Here is a 19777-nt window from a genome sequence, read left to right as displayed (position 1 = left end):
ATGATAAAAATTGAATTGAAAAATAAAGAAAATCAACTGATTGTTGGTCGAATCGATCATGAGAAAGAACAACAATCATATACTGCGACAGGTGAAGAGATGGCTGTACTTGCGATCAAAGAGTATCCTTACAAAGCAGGAGATAGGATTGTCGTGACAACGGAGGGAAAAGAGCAGTATTTTATCGTCCAGCTTGATGAAACATTGCCGCCCACATTGATTTATTTGCCGGAAAGAACATGGGAATACCTGATTCCATTAACTGAAGCAGCTAGAAAAGCCTCTGTAGAAACAGCATTTCATTCTAAGCGGCATTATTTGATGGTACGAAAAGCATATGCCTTTGAGATCGAAAATTATCAGAATCTTTCGTGTAATGCCCATGACCAAAAAGAACAGTCTGGCGGCTTTCCTCATGCAAGTGCCAATGTAGAAACAAGAGATGATGCAATCTTTTTTGCTAAAAATGCGATTGATGGAAAATATGGGAATCTCTCTCATGGTTCGTATCCTTTTGCGTCGTGGGGAATCAATCAACAAAAAGATGCAGCATTAACAATTGAATTTGGCCGTCAGGTAGAAGTAGACTGGATCAGATTATTGCTTCGAGCGGATTATCCTCATGATAGTTATTGGACAGAAGTGACAGTAGCGTTTTCAGATGGTGAAGAAATCGTTATGAAAACAACAAATGCGACCACGTTTCAGGAAATTAGATTTCCCTTTAAAGAAACAAGCTGTTTAACGATCAAAAATATGAAAAAAGCTGATGATCGGTCACCCTTCCCAGCATTGACACAAGTCGAAGTTTTCGGAAAAAATAAATAATCGTTTAACCATGGTCTCGCTCCAAATAAAGGATCATGGTTTTTTGATGGAGAAATATTTAGGAAGATTCGCTTTTTATTTTTTTTTAAGTTATAATGTTTTTAGTTAATATGTTAACAAGTTAAGGAGCGGTGTACAATGAACCTACAAGAAAATAAAAAAAAGTTAGTTAAGCTGGGAAAAAATGTGACGTCTTTGTGGTTGGCCGATCGAATCGATGAATGCGTTACTAAAATTGAACGGAATATGGAACGATTTGGGACTCAATTTCCTTCAGCTTGTGGAACAAATGGAAAATATCGCATTAAACCCAATGATGATTGGACAAACGGTTTTTGGACAGGAATGTTATGGCTAGCTTATGAATGGACAGGAAACGAAAAATTTTCGGAACGCGCCATGGAAAATATCGTAAGTTTTCAAAAACGTCTAGATGATCATTTTGTGTTAGATCATCATGATATCGGTTTTCTATATAGTTTATCTGCTGGCGCTGGTTTTACGGTCACAGGTAGTGTTCAGTGTAAAAAGGAACTTTTACAAGCCGCTGATGTCTTGATGGCCCGTTTTCAAGCACATGGAAACTTTATCCAAGCATGGGGAAAATACGGTGATCCGAAAGAATACCGCTTGATCATTGATTCTTTGATCAATTTACCACTTTTATTCAAAGCAACAGAACTTTCAGGTGATCCTCGCTATTCGATCGTTGCGACAAAACATTACCAGATGCTACTGAATACGGTAATCAGGGAAAATGCTACCACGTTTCATACTTACTATTTTGATCCAGTAACAGGTATGCCTAGTCATGGGGCGACACATCAAGGAAATAGCGATGAATCGATTTGGGCAAGAGGACAAAGCTGGGCTGTATTAGGGATTCCATTAAACGAAAGTTATCTTCATTCAACCCCTTTTCCGGAGAAGTATCAGGCTGTTGTCGATGTTTTTATTGAACACTTACCTGAAGATCTGGTTCCGTATTGGGATTTTGATTTTGATGATCAACATCCATCTGACAAGGATAGCTCATCATTAGCGATTGCAGCTTGTGGTTTGTTGGAAGCGGAAAAGTTACAGGCATATCCACAGGCTAAAGCAATGGCTAAGGGAATGCTCTATCAATTGGGTGAACAGTATTCAACGAAAAATACATCAGACAATGAAGGGTTGTTGCTACATGGTGTTTACGCGCATTCACAAGGAAAAGGCATCGATGAACCAAATTTATGGGGCGATTATTTTTACTTAGAAGCATTGATCCGATTGGCAAAACCATCGTGGCAAAGATATTGGTAAAGGGGAATGACAATGCAAACGTTTGAGATAAAAGAAGAGTTTTTACTAGATGGTCAACCGATCAAATTGATTAGTGGTGCGATCCATTACTTTCGTATGACACCGAATCAATGGGAAGATAGTTTATATAATTTGAAAGCTTTAGGTGCAAATACTGTTGAGACATACATTCCCTGGAATCTACACGAGTCAATTGAAGGAGAATATGATTTTTCTGGCTTGAAAGATGTCGAAGCTTTTGTAAAATTAGCACAAAAAATCGGTTTGCTAGTGATTTTGCGTCCGTCAGTCTATATATGTGCAGAATGGGAATTTGGTGGGCTGCCAGCTTGGTTATTAAAAGAAAAAGGCATACGTCTTCGTTCGACAGACCCGCGTTTTATGGAGAAAGTCCGTCAGTATTTCAAGGTGTTGATTCCTAGATTAGTCCCACTGCAATTGACACATGGTGGTCCAGTAATCATGATGCAAGTCGAAAATGAATATGGTTCTTATGGGATGGAAAAAGAGTACCTACGTCAAACCAAACAGCTGATGGAAGAGTTAGGTGTGGAGGTTCCCTTATTTACAGCGGATGGAGCTTGGGAAGAAGTATTAGATGCAGGAACGTTGATTGAAGAAGGTATTTTTGTTGCTGGAAACTTTGGTAGTCATTCTAAGGAAAATGCGGAAGTGATGAAGAAATTTATGACACGTCATGGAAAGAAATGGCCGATTATGTGCATGGAATACTGGGATGGCTGGTTTAATCGCTGGAATGAGCCGATCATTAAACGGGACGGAGCGGATTTAGCGACAGAAGTCAAAGAAATGTTAGAAGTTGGTTCGCTCAATTTATATATGTTCCATGGCGGCACCAATTTTGGCTTTTATAATGGTTGTTCAGCACGCGGTGCGTTAGATCTGCCGCAGATTACGAGCTATGACTATGATGCACTGTTGACGGAGTGGGGCGAACCGACGGATAAATATTATCACGTTCAAAAGGCAATCAAGGAAGTTTGCCCAGATGTTTGGCAAGCCGAACCGCGTAAAAAAGAACTCGCAAATTTAGGGATTCATCCTGTGACAGCCAGCGTGTCCTTATTGGCAATCAAAGATACAATGATGAAAGCCCAAAAGACCATGTATCCATTAAGTATGGAAGAAGCAGGCGAAGGTTATGGCTATATGCTCTATTCAGCAAAGCTAAACAATTACTTCCATGAAAATAAATTAAAAATCGTAGAAGCCAATGATCGAGTTCAAATTTATATCGATGGAAAACATCAAGCAACCCAGTATCAAGCAACACTTGGGGAAGAGTTGGTAGTCAATGGCTCTAAGGAGCAAACTCAAATTCAATTGGACGTTTTGGTTGAAAATGTAGGGCGTGTTAATTATGGCTTCAAGCTAAACAGTCCCACCCAGTCAAAAGGGATTCGCGGCGGCATCATGCAGGATATACATTTTCATCAAGGCTATGAACACTATCCGCTGACGCTATCTGAAACGCAATTGCAGGCAATCGACTTTACAGCTCAAAGCAATCCGTTACAGCCCTCATTTTACCAGATAGAGATGGTCTTAGAATACGTAGGGGATACGTTTATCGATTGTTCTAATTATGGCAAGGGTGTTATTGTAGTCAACGGTATGAATCTTGGTCGTTATTGGAATGTGGGACCAGTCCATTCATTGTATTGTCCAAAGGAATTTTTAAAAAATGGGACGAATGAGATTATTATTTTTGAAACAGAGGGTAAAGAAATCACAGAAATTGTCTTTTCAAATCGACCAATTTATCAATAACAACAAATAAAAATAGAAGTAGAAGCGTCAATATTACTCAGCTTCTACTTCTATTTTCGTTTTAAAATATTTCCAGTGCTTATAGCTGACAATGTATTCAGCTATGCTTCCATCTGGAAGATACGAATGTTTTATTTGCTTAACTGCCGGTTCGCGAAAACTCAATTGTAGCAAATGCAGTAGTTCAGGGTCATCGGGGAAAACGATTTCGTTGGTTTCCACTGATGCTAAGGAGAAAAGGTCGATATCGAAGTCTTTGCGAACTCTCTCATACACACTCGCATAGGTAGAGAGATCTTTTGCAATCGGTTCTTTGACTAATTTTTTAGGTAAATGGGTAATATGGACCAAAAAAGGAATCTTGTCAAAAGAGCGAACTCGTATGATTTTGTAATAAGTCGCATTGGCAGATAAACCCAGTTCTTTTAAAATTTGTGGGTCATTTGCTTCTTCTATTGAAATCACTTGAACTTTCTCAGTGTCGAGCGAGTGAAGCTCAATATCAGAAAACTTAACATTTTGAGAGACTTTTGATTTAGAGACGAACGTGCCTTTTCCTTGAATCCGATAAAGATAGCCTGCACTTGTCAATTCATTTAATGCTTTGACGGCAGTAATAGAGCTGACTGAGTATCTGCGCTTGATATCAGCTTCAGAATAGAATTTGTCTCCAGGCGTGAAGGTATGGTTTTTTATTTCACTTAAGAGATCTTGTTTGATCTGTTCATACTTTGGAATCAGGATAGATTACCTCCGTTCTCATAGGATAATGAGTTAAGCATAACATGTTAATTTTACTTTAGCAATTCCTTTGTAGAGTAACTTGTTAGTAAATACAAACAATAAGTAAAGAGTAAGTAAAAAAGATAATATATTAAGATATTAGGTTTACGGATTAGTTAGCATGTGTTATAGTATATTCGTAAGAGACATAACATGTTAAGTAGGGGGACCTGCATTATAGGAGGGAATCAAGTGGAAAACATTGTATTGATAAGCCATGGCGGGATGGCGGAAGGTGTAAAAGTCAGTCTGGAAATGATCGTTGGACAGCAAGAACATGTTCATACGGTATCTTTACGACCTGATGGCGATAATATTCAGTTTGAAAATGAGTTGAAGCGAAAAATGAAAGCCCTTAATGGATCGACGCTGATCATTGCAGATTTATTAGGAGGAACGCCTTGCAATGTAGCTGTGAAAAATTATTTAGAGACAGAAGATGTTGAGATCATTGCAGGTATGACCCTTTCAATCGTGATTGAAGCAGTTGTGAATCAACAAGTTTCTATAGCAGAGCTTGTGTGTTTGGCTAAAGAAAATATTGTAGATGTGAAAGTTGGAATGGATAAGGCTGAAAAAGAGATTACAGCTGCCAATCTAGAAACAGAGCTAAGCAATTTTAGTGAGTATGCTGGAAAAGCAAATATTGTCAATGCACGTATCGATGAGCGATTGATCCACGGACAAGTTGCAGGTATTTGGTCGACTAGTTTGGATACCCAAAGGATCATTGTTGCCAATGATGAGGCTTCGTCTGATCCATTACAAAAGTCTTCCCTAAGAATGGCTGCACCAAGCTCTATGCGGTTATCTGTTTTGCCTGTCGCTGAAGCAGCTGAAAATATTCGTTCAGGAAAATATGGAAAACAAAGACTGTTTCTATTATTCAAAAATCCAACAGATGTTTTACGATTTATTGAAGCAGGGGGCATGATCAAAACAGTAAATGTAGGGAATATGAGCTATAAAGAAGGGGCTCGTGAAGTGACGAAAAGTATTCAAGTATTAGAAGAAGAAGAAGCTATTTTTGAAACGATTTTTTCAAAAGGAGTAAATGTAACCGCTCAATTAGTTCCCAATGATCCCACAATCGATTTTATGAAAAAGTTGAGAAGTTAAGTGAGTTCGTTCTGTAAGAAAAGCTAGCATTGGCTTTTTCAGTTAGAACTAGACGAGCTCACCACGTTTTTAAAATTAGGAGGAATGTTCATGCATTTAGCAGCGTATCAAATTATTCTTATTACAGTTTATGCTTTTATTGCAATCAATGATTCACTTATTTCCAATACGTTGACACAACCAGCGATTGCTGGAATGATCTCTGGAATGATCATGGGGGATTTAAAAACCGGGTTGATGGTTGGCGGAACGTTACAGCTTATGCGCTTAGGGATAGCCGCTTTCGGAGGGGCTTCTGTACCGGATTATTTTACTGGAGCTGTGTTAGGAACAGCGTTTGCTGTTATTTCAGGTAAAGGTGCTGAGTATGGTATTGGGTTGGCTGTTCCTGTATCATTGCTGATGCTCCAATTGGATGTTGTCGCACGATTTTGCAATGTGTTCCTTTTACACCGTGTAGATAAAGCAATCGATAATATGCAGGTCAAACGGATTCCACGATTGGTTTTATCAGGTTCATTTTTGTGGGGATTATCGCGAGCTATTCCCATTTTATTAATGTTATTAGTTGGAGATGCCGCTGTGACAACCATTACTGAAAACATGCCGGAATGGTTGATGACAGGATTGAAAACAGCTGGTGGGGTATTGCCAGTAGTGGGTGTGGGTATTTTACTACGTTATTTACCGACGAAACAATATATTCCTTATTTATTATTAGGTTTCTTTTTAGCAGCATATTTACAAGTCCCTATGTTAGGTGTGTCGATTATTGGAATGGTAGCTGCGATGCTTGTCTTTAAACGTGATAGTGACAAACCAACAGCTCAGGCAAATGCTAGTGTAAGTAATTTTGAAGGAGGGTTTGATGGCGATGAGTAATCAAAAACTAACAAAGCAAGAGTTGAATGCGATCAGTTGGCGCTATATTTTAGGAAGTCAATTGAATTGGAACTATGAACGAATGATGAGCTCTGGTTATCTATATGGTGTTTTACCTGTATTGAAAAAGTTCTACGGCCATGATGAAAAACAATTTCAAGATATGATGCGGACGCATAACCAATTTTTCAATACTAATGCTATCTTTGGGAATTTGATCATGGGAATCGATGTTGCGATTGAGGAACAAGATGGCTACAAAGCAAAAGACACGATCGTGGCCTTAAAAACAGCATTGATGGGTTCACTTGCTGGTGTTGGGGATTCACTATTTCATGTTATTTGGGGAACGATTTTCGGATCAGTTGCCGGAACACTTGCTCAAAATGGCTCAGTTGTCGGATGTGTGATTTGGATCATTGCCAATATTGCCTTGTTATTTGGTCGAGCAGCATTATTGCCGTTAGGTTACAAACAAGGGGTGAAATTAGTCACAACATTGAAAGATAAATTGTCTGCTTTTACCAATGCAGCAACAGTCTTGGGGGTTACAGTAATTGGCGCCTTGATTCCGTCTGTGATCAAAGCGACAGTACCGTTTGTGTACAAAAAAGATGGCGTTGAACTAGTTATCCAAGATACATTAGATGCAATTTTACCTTCATTGGTACCGATTCTTTTAGTTCTGTTGACTTACTGGATGCTAGGACAAAAGAAATTAAATTCAACACGTGTGATTTGGATCATTTTGATTCTTTCAATCGCATTAAGCGCTTTTGGGATTTTAGGATAATAAAACGAGAGAATAGGTGATTAGATGAAGCGGGTCGATATTTTATCACGTTTAGAGAAAGCGGGTGTGATTGCGGTTGTCCGTGGTGCGACAAAAGAGGAAGCTGTAAAAGCCAGTCAGGCAATTATCAAAGGCGGAATGACTGGGATCGAATTGACCTTCACTGTACCACAAGCAGAAGAAGTAATCAGAGAATTAGCGAAGGAATATAAAAATCAATCAGATATTGTGATCGGGGCCGGTACTGTTTTAGATGAGGTCACTGCACGTTTCGCTATCATGGCGGGTGCTGAATATATTGTCAGTCCAAGTTTTAATGCAAAAACAGCGGAAATCTGTAATTTGTATCAAGTGCCGTACTTGCCAGGCTGTATGACAATCACCGAAGTTCAGGAAGCGTTGAAAAGCGGTGCGGATATCGTGAAATTATTTCCAGGAAGCGCTTATGGACCAACTATTATTTCGGCATTTATGGCGCCGATGCCTCAAGCGAGTATTATGCCGACAGGCGGTGTCAATTTAGAAAATATGGCAGATTGGTTTAAGGCAGGAGCTGTAGCGGTTGGAATTGGCGGAGATTTACTAGCACCAGCGGCTGTGGGGGATTTTCAAAAAGTTTCCGAAAAAGCTAGTCAGTATGCGGCAAAATTAAAAGAAATTAAGGGATGAGTAAATGGGAAAAGTCGTGACTTTAGGAGAAATTATGTTGCGTTTATCTACTCAAGCAGGAAATCGCTTAGTCCAAAGTGATCTTTTACAAGCTCATTATGGTGGTGGCGAAGCCAATGTTGGGATTTCCTTGGCTAATTATGGCCATGATATTATTTTTGCAAGCAAAATTCCAGATACAGCGCTAGGTGATGCAGTCTTTAAACATTTACGGCGTTATAGAATAGATACACGTTTTCTACTGACAGGCGGTCAGCGGCTAGGAACCTATTATTTAGAAACGGGCATTGGTGAACGAGCAGCGTCTGTTTTATACGATCGAGCGGGGTCGAGCTTTGCCGAAATGGATACACTTGAATGGGATTTAGCTGAATTGTTCCGAGAGGTTGACATTTTTCATGTCTCTGGGATCACGCCAGCGTTGTCAAAACGATGGCAGAAAATGACTTTGGAACTGATGAAACAAGCCAAGAAAGCGGGTTGTAATATCAGTTTTGATATCAATTATCGCAGCAAATTATGGAGTCAGCAGGAAGCGGGGCAAACATTACAACAACTTTTACCTTACGTTGATTATTGTTCAGCTGGAAAGTTAGATGCTATTCACTTATTGGGGATCGACGAAGCAACGAGCAAGCAAAAAGTAGATAAAGCTTTTTATTATCGGAAAATGCAGCAAATGTTTCCAAATATTCAACTATTTTACGGCACAAAACGAACCGTCCATTCAGCCAGTGCCAATCAATTGATCGGGACGATTTGGCTAGAAAATAAGTATTACGAATCAAAAATGCATGACATCGATCCAATCGTAGACCGAGTAGGTGCAGGAGATGCGTTTGCTGGCGGAATCTTACATGGTTTACTAGTGGAAATGCTGCCACAAGCAATGGTAGACTTTGCTACGGCTGCTTCGGCATTGAAACATACGATACATGGGGATTGCAATCAATTTAGTAAAGAAGAAGTCGAACGGTTCAAAGAAGTTGGTTCAGGAAAAATAAGTCGTTAAAGGAGCATAATCATGCAAAATATGGAAAATAGATATACACATAGTCCAGAAGATATCCGTCATTATTCGACGGAAGAATTACGTAGAGAATTTTTAGTAGAAAAAGTATTTGCACCAGGTGAAATTAGTCTGACTTATACGCATAATGATCGGATGATTTTCGGAGGCGTAACACCGACAGAAGAACCCTTAGAAATTATTTTGACAAAAGAACTAGGGGTTGATTATTTCTTAGAACGTAGAGAATTAGGTGTGATCAATATTGGTGGGGCAGGTTCGATCACGATTGATGGTGAAACAGAGCCGATGAAAAAACAAGATGGGTATTATATTGGAAAAGAAACGAAACAAGTTGTTTTTCGGTCAGATGATCCCAAAAACCCAGCTAAATTTTACGTAAACAGTGTGCCAGCACATCACAAATACCCAAATGTGAAAATTAGCATTGATCAAATCAAACCGATGGAAACAGGAGAAGCATTGTCTTTAAATAAACGTAGAATCTACCAATATATTCACCCAAATGTCTGTGAAAGCTGTCAGTTACAAATGGGTTATACCGTATTGGAACCAGGAAGCTCTTGGAATACGATGCCTTGTCATACGCATGAACGTCGCATGGAAGCGTATCTGTATTTTGATTATGCTAATGAAGAGACTCGTGTGTTCCATATGATGGGCAAACCAGATGAAACAAAGCACTTAGTTGTAGCCAATGAACAAGCAATCATTTCGCCAAGTTGGTCGATTCATTCTGGTGTGGGAACAGGAGATTACACCTTTATTTGGTCAATGTGCGGAGAAAATATCACCTATACCGATATGGATATGGTTCCTATGGATCAATTAAAATAGAAAAGAGGCAGTAAAATGGAGTTCAATATGGACATGTTTCACTTAAATGGCAAAGTAGCCTTAGTGACAGGAGCGGTACATGGAATTGGGTTTGAAATTGCTAAATCTTTAGCAGCGGCTGGTGCGACAATCGTATTTAATAATTTGTCGCAAGAATCTGTGGACAAAGGACTAGCCCTTTATCAAGCAGCTGGCATTGAAGCAAAAGGTTACGCATGCGATGTAACCGATGAAAAAGCAGTTACTACCACGATCAAACAAATCAAAACAGACGTGGGCTCAATCGACATTTTAGTCAATAACGCGGGAATCATCAAACGAATCCCGATGATCGAAATGTCTGCTGCAGAATTTAGAGAAGTAGTCGATGTGGATCTAAACGCGCCATTTATTATGGCTAAAGCGGTGATTCCAGATATGATCGAAAAAGGTGGCGGCAAAATCATCAATATTTGTTCAATGATGAGTGAATTAGGTCGAGAAACAGTCAGTGCCTATGCTGCGGCTAAAGGTGGCTTAAAAATGCTGACAAAAAATATTGCTTCTGAATATGGGCAGTACAATATCCAATGTAACGGGATTGGTCCAGGTTATATTGCGACGCCACAAACAGCACCATTGAGAGAAGTGCAGGCAGACGGTGAGCGCCATCCTTTTGACCAATTCATCGTGGGTCGGACACCTGCTGCGCGTTGGGGTGAGCCAGTAGATTTAGCAGGTCCTGCCGTTTTTTTAGCTTCAAGTGCTTCTGACTTTGTCAATGGGCATATTTTATATGTGGATGGCGGCATTTTATCGTATATTGGCAAACAACCATAAGTAAAGAACTTATAATAGTAACAAGAGACCCATAATCAGTGGAATTGTATTATGGGTTCATGATTATAGTTATAATGTAAACGCTTGTTTTTTGTTGCTGAATATTTTATCGTAAATTGCATAGTTGTTAGGTCAAAGAAGGAGGGTATCAAATGATACGTTTACACAAAAATATATTGTTCATGTTAGGCTGTTCCTTGTTGGTGGGGAGTTTCTCGTATGGAATGAATAGTAAGAGCTTTGCAGAAGAGGGAATAGAAAACAATCAAACGTCGAATAGTTTTTATGAGTCGGATTTTACTAAGCAAATAGGTGATTGGCAGGATGTTGTTGGAAAGTCTGATAAAGTGATTGGCAGCAATGGTTTGACTATTGGAAATACTAAACAGGGAACAAGTCTAGAATCGGTTTCCCTAAACAAAAATGCAGGAGCTAGAAGTGCGGGTGATTTAGAATATACTTTTTTATACGAAGGACAAACGAATTTTGGTTTGGTTTTCCGTGGTGATGTACAAGACTCAAAAAAATGGCAGTCTTTCGCTTATACTCGCGATGGCCAGTGGCAATTAGGGCAACCAGGAGGTAAATGGCTCACTAATATCACTGGAGCAACATTGATTTCAGGACAACGCTATAAATTGATGATTCGTTATGAAGGGAAAAGTATTAAAGCCTTTTTGAACGATCAAGTCTTGTATGAAAATAATGAAGTGATTTATCCCAATACCTCCGCTTCTATTGATGGCGATTGGAATGGCTACTCAGGAATTCGTTTGTTTGGAAACTTATCAAAATTGAATGTATTGTCAATGCGTAGTGGGGAGGTAGGAAGTATTCCTGTTGAAGAGGGAACAAATGAATATACTAGTTTAAAAGAAAAATGGAAAAGTCAATTGGTCTCTGAGCAATATGATGCAACAAACACGACCGTTGTTCAATATGTTCAAAAACTTTCTGAAGAAGCGGAGCAATTATATCAAGCGTTAAATAAAGAGCCAAATCGAACATTTCTGTGGCCTGTTGAACAAGGAAACACCCCTTCCGCAGATTTGACGACCCAATTTACTAAATTACAGAAATTAGCGTTAGCCTATGGTACCAAGGGGAGTGTTTATTACAAAAATCAGCAAATTGCCGCAACAATCGAAAGTGGTCTCGATTTTATGGTCACTAAAAAAGGTTATGATGGAAAAAAATATCATGGCAATTGGTGGGATTGGCAAATCGGTGTGCCGCAAAAATTTGTTGGGATTTTAATGATCCTTGGAGAGAACATCTCACAAGCGAAGCAACAGCAATATACAGCAGCAATGAGTGGCTATGTGCCAGATCCATTTAAGCAATTGTATACAAAAACCCAAGGGAATTTTGTCGATTTAGCATTTATCCCAAATTTTGTGACCTCGGGAGCTAACCGGACAGATCTTGCTCAAACCGTTTTAGCATTGGGGATTTTACAAGAAAACGAAGGGAAAATCAGCCAAGCATCCAGTAGTATCGTAGAGGTGTTCAAACTTGTGAATAAAGGCGATGGCTTTTATCAAGACGGCTCATTTATTCAGCATAATAATATTCCCTATACAGGTTCATACGGAAATGTATTGATGAAAGGTGTTGGACAGATTTTAGCGATCACTAAAGATTCTAAATTTGAAATGGCACCAGATATCGTGCAGTCATTCGTTGAAAATATTGACAGGGCCTTTATTCCTCTGATCTATCAAGGAGAAATGATGCCAGGCGTCAATGGTCGCTCAATTTCTAGAGCACCTGCTAAAACGAAAGCCGGTTATGGTTCCACTACACTTTATAATTTATTAATCGTATCCAAATTTGCTCCAGCGGACTATCAACAAAAATTCAAAGAAGCAGCTAAATATTGGATGAAAGAAAATCCTACGTATTACTTAACCAATGCGAGAGATTATAATGATTTGCAGATGACGATGTCATTATTAGATGATTCACTGATTACTGGGGATGCATTGCCGTTTATTGGTACGAAAATGTATGCTTCTATGGATCGCTTTGTCCAAAGAACACCAAATTACCAGTTGGGATTGAGTCTGTATTCTAGTCGGATTTCATCCTTTGAAGCAGGGAATAAAGAAAATAAACGTGGTTGGCATACAGTAGATGGTATGATCTATTTATATAATGATGATCAGGTTCAGTTTAATTCAGCATACTGGCCAACTGTCGATCCGTATCGCTTACCAGGCACCACAGTTGACACTATTCCTTTAAAAGACGAAATCTCATCTTTTACTACTGTTACGTCAAAAGAAAATTGGGTTGGTGGGGTAGCGCTGGATGATCAAGCTGTTGTAGGGATGGCACTAAACAAAACCGGTACAAAAAATAATGGTACGGTATTGCCGATGAATGTTCAAGGGAAAAAATCATGGTTTGTAATAGATGGACAAATTGTGGCGCTTGGAGCGGGTATTACAGGGAATACCACAGCTTCAATCGAAACGATCGTAGATAATCGTTTGTTGAATGATGACTATACGTATCAAGTCTTATCAAACAACGGCCCGATACAAGAGACCAAAGAAAGTAGTGCTAAAGAATGGTTACTTTTAAAATCTGACCACCAAAAGGCGAATATCGGGTACTATTTCCCAGGGAATACTACAGTGGATGTGATCAGTGAAGTTCGTAAAGGCACCTATGCTGATATCAATGAAGCTTTTCCAAGTAATGATGTTTATATAGGAAACTATCGGAAGTTTCTTCTTAATCACGGGAAAAATCCTACGAACGAGCAATACGCATATGTAACACTACCGGGAATTGATGAAGCAGGAATGAAAACATATGCAGCAGAAAAGCCAGTAACGATTTTAGCCAATTCAGCAGATATCCAAGCGGTAGAATTAAAAAAAGCTCATTATTTAGGTATAAACATCTGGAAAGACACCGGTGGCAGCATTTCTGGCATCACTTCTAACAAAGCTGTGTCGTTAATGCGCAAAAATAATGATGGCAAGAAAACTTACGTATTATCAGACCCTACTCAGTCAAATACTGTGATGACGGTCAAATTACCAAAGGATTTCACTAAAATTTTGACGTTGAGTGAAGGAATCACATATGATGAAGCAACAGCAACTTTCACAATTCATTTTGAAAATTCAGGTGGAAGTAGTAAGCAAATTATTGTAGAGTAATAGAATATCAATTGCGTTCATCTTAGACTTCTTGTGTTCTAGAGAAGCCTAAGATGGATGTCTTTTTTTTGCGTAATAGGCACTCAAACGAATAAATGGAATCCCTCCTAGCGTGATTAGCCCGAGCATAAAAAATAATTGTTGATAACCATCAATAGAAAAATAGTGAATAAAGAGAGCGCCAACGACAGGTCCTAGTGAATTACCTAGTTTTGTCAATTCCGCTAATCCAAAATAAAATCCCTTGTTGTGGCTAGGGGCAAGGGAATCAATCAAAAAGTCAAAGCGTGCACCTAACAATAATTCTCCTAGACTATTGGTCAGCGCAATAAAAAATACGGCAATAGAATGAGAGGCCTGAGGCAATAACCACAAACTGAGACAAAAAAAACTATTGCTTGCCGTGATAATCGAATAGGAAGAAAAAGATTTCGTAACTCTTAAAACAGGGAATTGTAAAAGTAAGATCATCGCTGCATTCATAGTCAAAATCAAACTATACAATCTAACGCCATCATCAAAGAGTGCACTGCTCGCAAGAAACTGTGGAACGGTTGAATTGAACTGAGCGTACGCAAAATAGGAAAAAGTGATTCCTGCGAGCAGTAAAAGATAAGGAACAAACGTTGTTTTAGTCAGTTTCGATTCCTCGATTGATTCAGAGGAAACCTTTTTCGTATTTGCTGGAGATAGGGGCATCACAAACCTATTGGCAATGCCATAAAGAATATACAAAATCCCTAATAGTAAGTAAGAACGAAGGGAATGTTTGACATGAAACAACAAGCTTAGTAACGGACCTAAAAAACCACCAATGTTGATTGCGGCATATCTAAAATTATAAACGATGATTCGTTGCTCGGGTTTGGAATGAAATGACAATGCTTTTTTTGAAGTTGGTTCAAAAATAACATAGCACAATCCATTAAGAGCATTTAACAATAGGAACAAATAAAAAGATTCAGCAAAGTAAAAACAGGAAAAAGTGACGCCCCACAAAATTGGAATATAAGTGAGGATCGTACGGCTATTGAATTTGTCAGATAAAAAACCACCCAAAGGACTACCTAAAACATTGATCAAAGGCCCAACACCTAGAATATAGCCAATTTGAAGTGCTGAAAAATGGCATTTATTGGAAAGATAGATTGCCAAAAAAGGAGTACTCATAAATAGGGCTGTCCGAGTAAACAATGTTCCTAGTAGCAATACTTTTACTTCTGTACTTATTTTTTTCATTATGATCCCCTCCTAAATCGTTCTCAAGTATGGTACCATGATGAAAAATAAACCAGTTTTTTGTTGCGTATACGCAACAATTTCGAGGAGGACCATGATGCATTTTGGACAAACAATCAAACAAATTCGCCTGTCAAGAAGTCTTAGCCAAGAAGAATTATGTCAGGGAATCATGAGTCGTTCTAATTTATCCAGATTTGAAAACCAGTGCTTTATTCCAAGTTTTGACAAGGTTTTAAAGTTATTGGAAAGATTGACCGTTACCTTAGATGAATTTATGTATATCAATAGAGATTTCTTGCCAAGCCGCTATGAGCACTATTACCTTAAACTGATTCAAGCAGAAAATTACAAAAATAAATCAATGTTATTAGAAGTAACAAAACAAATTAGTGAGAATAAACAGGAAAGCACTGAATTTTACGAATTATTTTTACTCTCTCAACTGGCTTTGCTTGAAAATGGTTTGACAGCAGGACTAACAGTAGAGGATGTTGCGTTATATATACGTCCAAGATTATTTGATTTAGAGAATTGGTTGTTCTTTGATTTTCGTTGCTTGAATAATTTTTTGAACATATTCGAAATAGAAGAAGCTGTGTTTCTTTATGATCGAGCAATCAAAGAATTTTCGAAGTATGACGGTTTTACGAAAGAAAATAATGTGAAAATCCACTTATCTTTAAACATGGGGCAACGGATGATGGAGGCTAGACAGCCTGAAAAAGCTGTCAGTTACTTTGAAAAAGCCAAACAATATGCGAATCAAAAAAATAAACTCTATCAAGAAATATTGAGTGATCTATTTATTGAAAAGATTTTGCTTGAGAAAGATAGCATTTATCGAAATCGAACGTATACGGAACTGCTCGATTTAATGACTGAATTAGGCTATAAGTCGTGGGTTCAATCGCTGACTTCCTATACAAGTTAAAGTATGGCTATTTTTTTGTTGACATTTTTCCTTAATAGCAGTAAGATTTAAATGTAACTTAGAATGTTACTAAGAGTTGGAGTGATAGACATGGCCATGTCGACGAAATTAAGTGTTGCGATCCATATCCTCAGTTTAATCGAAATCGGACCACCCGATCGTGTTAATTCTGAATTGATCGCATCTAGTGTCAATACGAATCCAGTCGTTGTTAGACGATTGATGAGCAAGCTGAAAAAAGCTGGACTCATTCATACAAGTAGAGGGGCAACCCAGACCTATTTACTGAAAAAGCCAGAAGACATATCCCTATATGATATCTATGAAGCAGTTGAGTTAGAACATGAGCTATTCAATATCCATCAAAACCCTAATCCAAACTGTCTAGTAGGCGCAAATATTCAACTGGCTTTAGAAGAGCAATATACAAGAATACAGCATAGCATGGAAGCCGAATTAAAAGAGATTGCTTTATCTGAGGTGATTCATCAAATCAAGCTACAAGAGACCTAAACGTGTCTCTTCTCTTTTTAAATTTAAATGTAACAAAAAAAGTTTCATTAGAAGAAAGGAAGAATAAACATGAAAGTAGCAATTTTAGGAGCAAATGGTAAAGCAGGTTCAGCAATTTTGAAAGAGGCCAAAAAACGTGGCTTAGACGTAACAGCTATCGTTCGTGATGCAGCAAAAATCACTGATGGTACACCTGTTCTTGAAAAAGATGTGTATAGTTTAACGACAGAGGATATCTCAGACTTTGACGTTTTGGTCAGCGCCCTAGGATTTTGGGTAGATGTTAGTGAATTTACTGGCTCAACACAACGTTTGATCGATATCTTAACCAATCAAAAAACGCGATTATTAGTAGTAGGAGGCGCGGGAAGTCTATATGTTGATCCTGAGCATACTGTACGTTTGAGTGAAACACCAGATTTTCCAGATGGGTTTAAGCCGTTAGCTACGGCGATGGGGAAAGGGCTTAATCTATTAGAAGCAGCTAAAAATGTGAACTGGACATATCTTAGCCCAGCAGCAGAATTTGATGCAGAGGGCCCAGCAACCGGTCAGTATGTTGTAGCTGGTGAAGAATTAGCAACGGATAAAGATGGTAAGAGTTATATTTCTTATGCTGACTATGCCATTGCAATGGTCGACGAGATTGAAAAAAATGCTCATCCAAATCAACGTTTTAGTGTTCATCAATAAAAATGAGGAAGAGAAGTTAAGACAAAACGTTTGGTGTTTTGTCTTAACTTCTCTTATTCTATCTAACACTATTGATAGGCTCTTGTAAGAGGAATCCAAGGCAAAAAAGATTCCTTTATTTTATAATACTTTGGGTAAACTAGGAAGGAGCATGTCATAATGGAAAGTTTAACCACAAGTAAGTTCAAAGGATTCACAACATTTGATTTAAAAATAATAGGAATTGTTCTCATGTTTATCGATCATATTCATCAGATGTTTGTTCCAATGGGAGCACCTGATTGGTTGGATTGGTTCGGAAGACCTGTTGCAACACTTTTCTTTTTTGTTAGTGTGGTCGGATTTAGTCATACAAGAAGTAAAGAGAAATATATGTTGCGTTTGTATATAGGAATGCTCATCATGACGTTGGGAAGTTTTACTTTACAGCAAATTGTCGGTTATGAAGAAGTTCAGTTAATGAATAATATTTTTCGTGATCTTTTAGTCGGAACATTGATGATGTATGGCATCGATAAAATTTCGGAGGGGCGTTCAAGCAAAACGTTTAGCAAGATAGTGTTGGGGATTGTGATCATATTGTTTCCAATCATTTCATCAGGCATTTTAATGTTACTTATGTCAAATCCAAGTGCGATCATGGTAGCAGTCTGGGGTGCGAATGTTATTCCAGCACTACTATTTACTGAAAATAGTTTCATGGTCTTGTTGATTCCGTTGTTGTATTTAGCTAAAAATCACCGTTGGTTACAATGTATGTTAATTGCCTTGACTGCAGTATTTTTCTTTTTTCAAGGCTCGACACAATGGATGATGATTTTTGCCGTACTGCCTATTATGTTGTTCAATGGAGAAAAAGGACGAGGCATGAAAAACTTTTTTTATGTATTCTATCCACTGCATATTTGGCTATTGTACTTAATTTCTGCATATGTATTTATGCATTGATCGTTGTAAATAAAAAAGGTTGGTGCAGAAGTTTTTCCGAAAGAATTACTTCTGCACCAACCGTTTATTCAAGTTCCTTTGAGGATGGGATGTGACTCTTAGAGTTACACCTGTCTTCTTTTTTATTGCTTAACCAAAACATTTTGAACACGGGGTTAAGCCTCTTGCCTGTGCTTGTTCTAAGGTTGCTTCAGTGTAAGTGCCATTACCGCATTTACGATTATGATATTTTGATCCAGTAGGTGTTACTAAAATGGTGTTTCCGACAGCTTGTGTATTTGGTACCTGTGATTCGGGAGTTTGTGCAGCGGCCACTTGGGCTTGTTGTTCAGTAGCTTTTTGAGCTTCAGCAACTTTTTTGTCTTCTTCTTTTTGAGCAGTCAAAGTTTGTTTGACGTTATTTGCTCGGTTCGTTAAATCAGGATTGCCATTAGGTAATTCTTTGATTCTTGCAATTGCTTGATTGTAATGATCATCTGTCGGTTCCTGTTCGGCTTTTTCTACAGCTTCTCGGGCAGCAGCGATTTGTTTCTCCGCTTTTTCTTTTGCCGTGATTTTTTGTTGAACCGTTGTTAGACGCTGTACCAAAGAATCTTTATTTAAAGTAGCGTTAGCAACTAGAGCAGTAGCAGAGTCTAGCTGTTCTTTTGTTTGTTTTGTTTCGGCCAATTCAACCGCTTCATAGATTGGCACATTTTCTTTTACGATGGCTAAACGCTTAGTGAAATCGGTCTGTTCCTGCGTTAAAGAAGTAATACGAGTTGAAGCTTCGTCATAATTTTTTTGGGTCGGTTTACTTTCAGCTAAAACTAAAGCAGTTTCAGCTTTTTTTAGCGTTTCTTGCTCTTGTTTCTCTTCATTTAAAAAGGCAATAAAAGCTTTTGAAGGTTTGACCTCGATGGTTTCAGCTTGATCACTATCACCGATCGACGCGACGAAAGTTAACTTTTTTGGCTGATCATCCTTCAACGTTACTTTATAAGTAAATTCAGCATTTTTAGTGTTGATTTTTTCGCCATCAACAGTGATTTCACTTTGGTCATTGGTTGATCCTACGATTGTTGCGAGTCCTTGATCATTTGTTTCAATCGATTTTTCAGCGAGTTCTATTTCGGGTACAGAAGAATCTAATCCAAATGCTCCCGCAGTCAAAAGAAAACAAACACCTGTTAAAATGAAAACTTTTTTATTCGGTTGTTTCCTAATAAGTGCTTTTACGGATAAAACGCCCCCGACGATTAACCCTACAAAACTTAAGACACCAATCATTGCTAACATCTTTCCATGTTCCTCCTTAATTTGAGAGCCCAATAGACTCATTTTTGCCGATAAATTAGTTCATAAAATCAGACATACGAATAGACAAATTGTATCATATTATTATGTAAATGCTAATTATTTACCTGCTTCAATGAAAAAAG

At 38.3% G+C, this 19777-nt stretch carries 18 protein-coding genes; 15 read left to right on the top strand and 3 right to left on the bottom strand.

Annotated features, from left to right (window positions below; translation table 11 throughout):
• From IGJ55_RS15830 to IGJ55_RS15820, 3 genes are all read left to right on the top strand, one after another.
• Entirely contained in the window at nucleotides 1–828 is an 828-nt protein-coding gene (locus IGJ55_RS15830) for a hypothetical protein (protein ID WP_430606846.1), read from the top strand.
• 138 nt (nucleotides 829–966) lie between these two features.
• Nucleotides 967–2130, top strand: coding sequence for a glycoside hydrolase family 88 protein (locus tag IGJ55_RS15825; RefSeq protein ID WP_430606844.1), 1164 nt, complete (start codon nucleotides 967–969; stop codon nucleotides 2128–2130).
• Nucleotides 2131–2142: 12 nt separating this feature from the next.
• Complete coding sequence (locus IGJ55_RS15820) at nucleotides 2143–3921, top strand: glycoside hydrolase family 35 protein (RefSeq protein WP_429948331.1); 1779 nt, start codon at nucleotides 2143–2145, stop codon at nucleotides 3919–3921.
• A 33-nt stretch (nucleotides 3922–3954) separates the two neighbouring features.
• Here IGJ55_RS15820 and IGJ55_RS15815 read toward each other — a convergent pair whose 3' ends face one another.
• On the bottom strand, nucleotides 3955–4662 hold the full coding sequence (locus tag IGJ55_RS15815; protein WP_207120502.1) for a GntR family transcriptional regulator: 708 nt from the start codon (nucleotides 4660–4662) through the stop codon (nucleotides 3955–3957).
• 195 nt (nucleotides 4663–4857) lie between these two features.
• Here IGJ55_RS15815 and IGJ55_RS15810 point away from each other — a divergent pair, with 195 nt between their 5' ends.
• From IGJ55_RS15810 to IGJ55_RS15775, 8 genes are all read left to right on the top strand, one after another.
• Nucleotides 4858–5823 carry a PTS mannose/fructose/sorbose transporter subunit IIAB gene (locus IGJ55_RS15810; protein ID WP_429948332.1) on the top strand — a complete coding sequence of 322 codons (966 nt, stop codon included), beginning with the start codon at nucleotides 4858–4860 and terminating at the stop codon, nucleotides 5821–5823.
• Between the two features lie 90 nt (nucleotides 5824–5913).
• The gene (locus IGJ55_RS15805) at nucleotides 5914–6705 is read left to right on the top strand and encodes a PTS mannose/fructose/sorbose/N-acetylgalactosamine transporter subunit IIC (protein ID WP_069640391.1); all 792 of its coding nucleotides are present in this window, start codon (nucleotides 5914–5916) and stop codon (nucleotides 6703–6705) included.
• The gene (locus IGJ55_RS15800) at nucleotides 6698–7498 is read left to right on the top strand and encodes a PTS system mannose/fructose/sorbose family transporter subunit IID (RefSeq protein WP_204638607.1); all 801 of its coding nucleotides are present in this window, start codon (nucleotides 6698–6700) and stop codon (nucleotides 7496–7498) included. The genes IGJ55_RS15805 and IGJ55_RS15800 overlap by 8 nt, the downstream gene beginning before the upstream one ends.
• Nucleotides 7499–7522: 24 nt before the next feature.
• Nucleotides 7523–8167: a bifunctional 4-hydroxy-2-oxoglutarate aldolase/2-dehydro-3-deoxy-phosphogluconate aldolase gene (locus IGJ55_RS15795; protein ID WP_069640389.1), complete on the top strand. Its 645-nt coding sequence runs from the start codon at nucleotides 7523–7525 to the stop codon at nucleotides 8165–8167.
• Between the two features lie 4 nt (nucleotides 8168–8171).
• Entirely contained in the window at nucleotides 8172–9179 is a 1008-nt protein-coding gene (locus IGJ55_RS15790; RefSeq protein ID WP_069640388.1) for a sugar kinase, read from the top strand.
• Nucleotides 9180–9191: 12 nt separating this feature from the next.
• Nucleotides 9192–10034 carry a 5-dehydro-4-deoxy-D-glucuronate isomerase gene (gene kduI / locus IGJ55_RS15785; RefSeq protein ID WP_069640387.1) on the top strand — a complete coding sequence of 281 codons (843 nt, stop codon included), beginning with the start codon at nucleotides 9192–9194 and terminating at the stop codon, nucleotides 10032–10034.
• A gap of 15 nt (nucleotides 10035–10049) precedes the next feature.
• Nucleotides 10050–10853: a gluconate 5-dehydrogenase gene (locus tag IGJ55_RS15780; protein WP_430606843.1), complete on the top strand. Its 804-nt coding sequence runs from the start codon at nucleotides 10050–10052 to the stop codon at nucleotides 10851–10853.
• Between the two features lie 152 nt (nucleotides 10854–11005).
• Nucleotides 11006–14029 carry a polysaccharide lyase 8 family protein gene (locus IGJ55_RS15775; protein WP_430606842.1) on the top strand — a complete coding sequence of 1008 codons (3024 nt, stop codon included), beginning with the start codon at nucleotides 11006–11008 and terminating at the stop codon, nucleotides 14027–14029.
• A 48-nt stretch (nucleotides 14030–14077) separates the two neighbouring features.
• Here the strand turns inward: IGJ55_RS15775 and IGJ55_RS15770 are convergent, their stop codons facing one another.
• Entirely contained in the window at nucleotides 14078–15268 is a 1191-nt protein-coding gene (locus tag IGJ55_RS15770) for an MFS transporter (protein WP_430606840.1), read from the bottom strand.
• A gap of 97 nt (nucleotides 15269–15365) precedes the next feature.
• Between IGJ55_RS15770 and IGJ55_RS15765 the strand changes: the two genes are divergently transcribed.
• The 4 genes from IGJ55_RS15765 to IGJ55_RS15750 all read left to right on the top strand — a co-directional run bounded on the left by IGJ55_RS15765 (nucleotide 15366) and on the right by IGJ55_RS15750 (nucleotide 18356).
• Nucleotides 15366–16202, top strand: a complete 837-nt coding sequence (locus tag IGJ55_RS15765; RefSeq protein WP_430606838.1) for a helix-turn-helix domain-containing protein — start codon at nucleotides 15366–15368, stop codon at nucleotides 16200–16202.
• Nucleotides 16203–16292: 90 nt separating this feature from the next.
• Entirely contained in the window at nucleotides 16293–16715 is a 423-nt protein-coding gene (locus IGJ55_RS15760) for an Rrf2 family transcriptional regulator (protein WP_207120458.1), read from the top strand.
• Between the two features lie 69 nt (nucleotides 16716–16784).
• A complete protein-coding gene (locus tag IGJ55_RS15755; RefSeq protein WP_430606836.1) occupies nucleotides 16785–17408 on the top strand; it encodes an NAD(P)-dependent oxidoreductase in 624 nt (207 codons plus the stop codon).
• A gap of 159 nt (nucleotides 17409–17567) precedes the next feature.
• Entirely contained in the window at nucleotides 17568–18356 is a 789-nt protein-coding gene (locus tag IGJ55_RS15750; protein ID WP_430606834.1) for a TraX family protein, read from the top strand.
• A gap of 129 nt (nucleotides 18357–18485) precedes the next feature.
• Here IGJ55_RS15750 and IGJ55_RS15745 read toward each other — a convergent pair whose 3' ends face one another.
• The gene (locus tag IGJ55_RS15745; protein ID WP_430606833.1) at nucleotides 18486–19634 is read right to left on the bottom strand and encodes a hypothetical protein; all 1149 of its coding nucleotides are present in this window, start codon (nucleotides 19632–19634) and stop codon (nucleotides 18486–18488) included.
• Nucleotides 19635–19777 lie beyond the last annotated feature (143 nt).

Source organism: Enterococcus sp. AZ170, assembly GCF_050545135.1.
GTDB classification, from domain to species: Bacteria; Bacillota; Bacilli; order Lactobacillales; family Enterococcaceae; genus Enterococcus_L; species Enterococcus_L ureilyticus.
The sequence above is the reverse complement of the archived record's forward strand: the minus strand, read 5'-3'. Positions and strand labels throughout refer to the sequence as shown.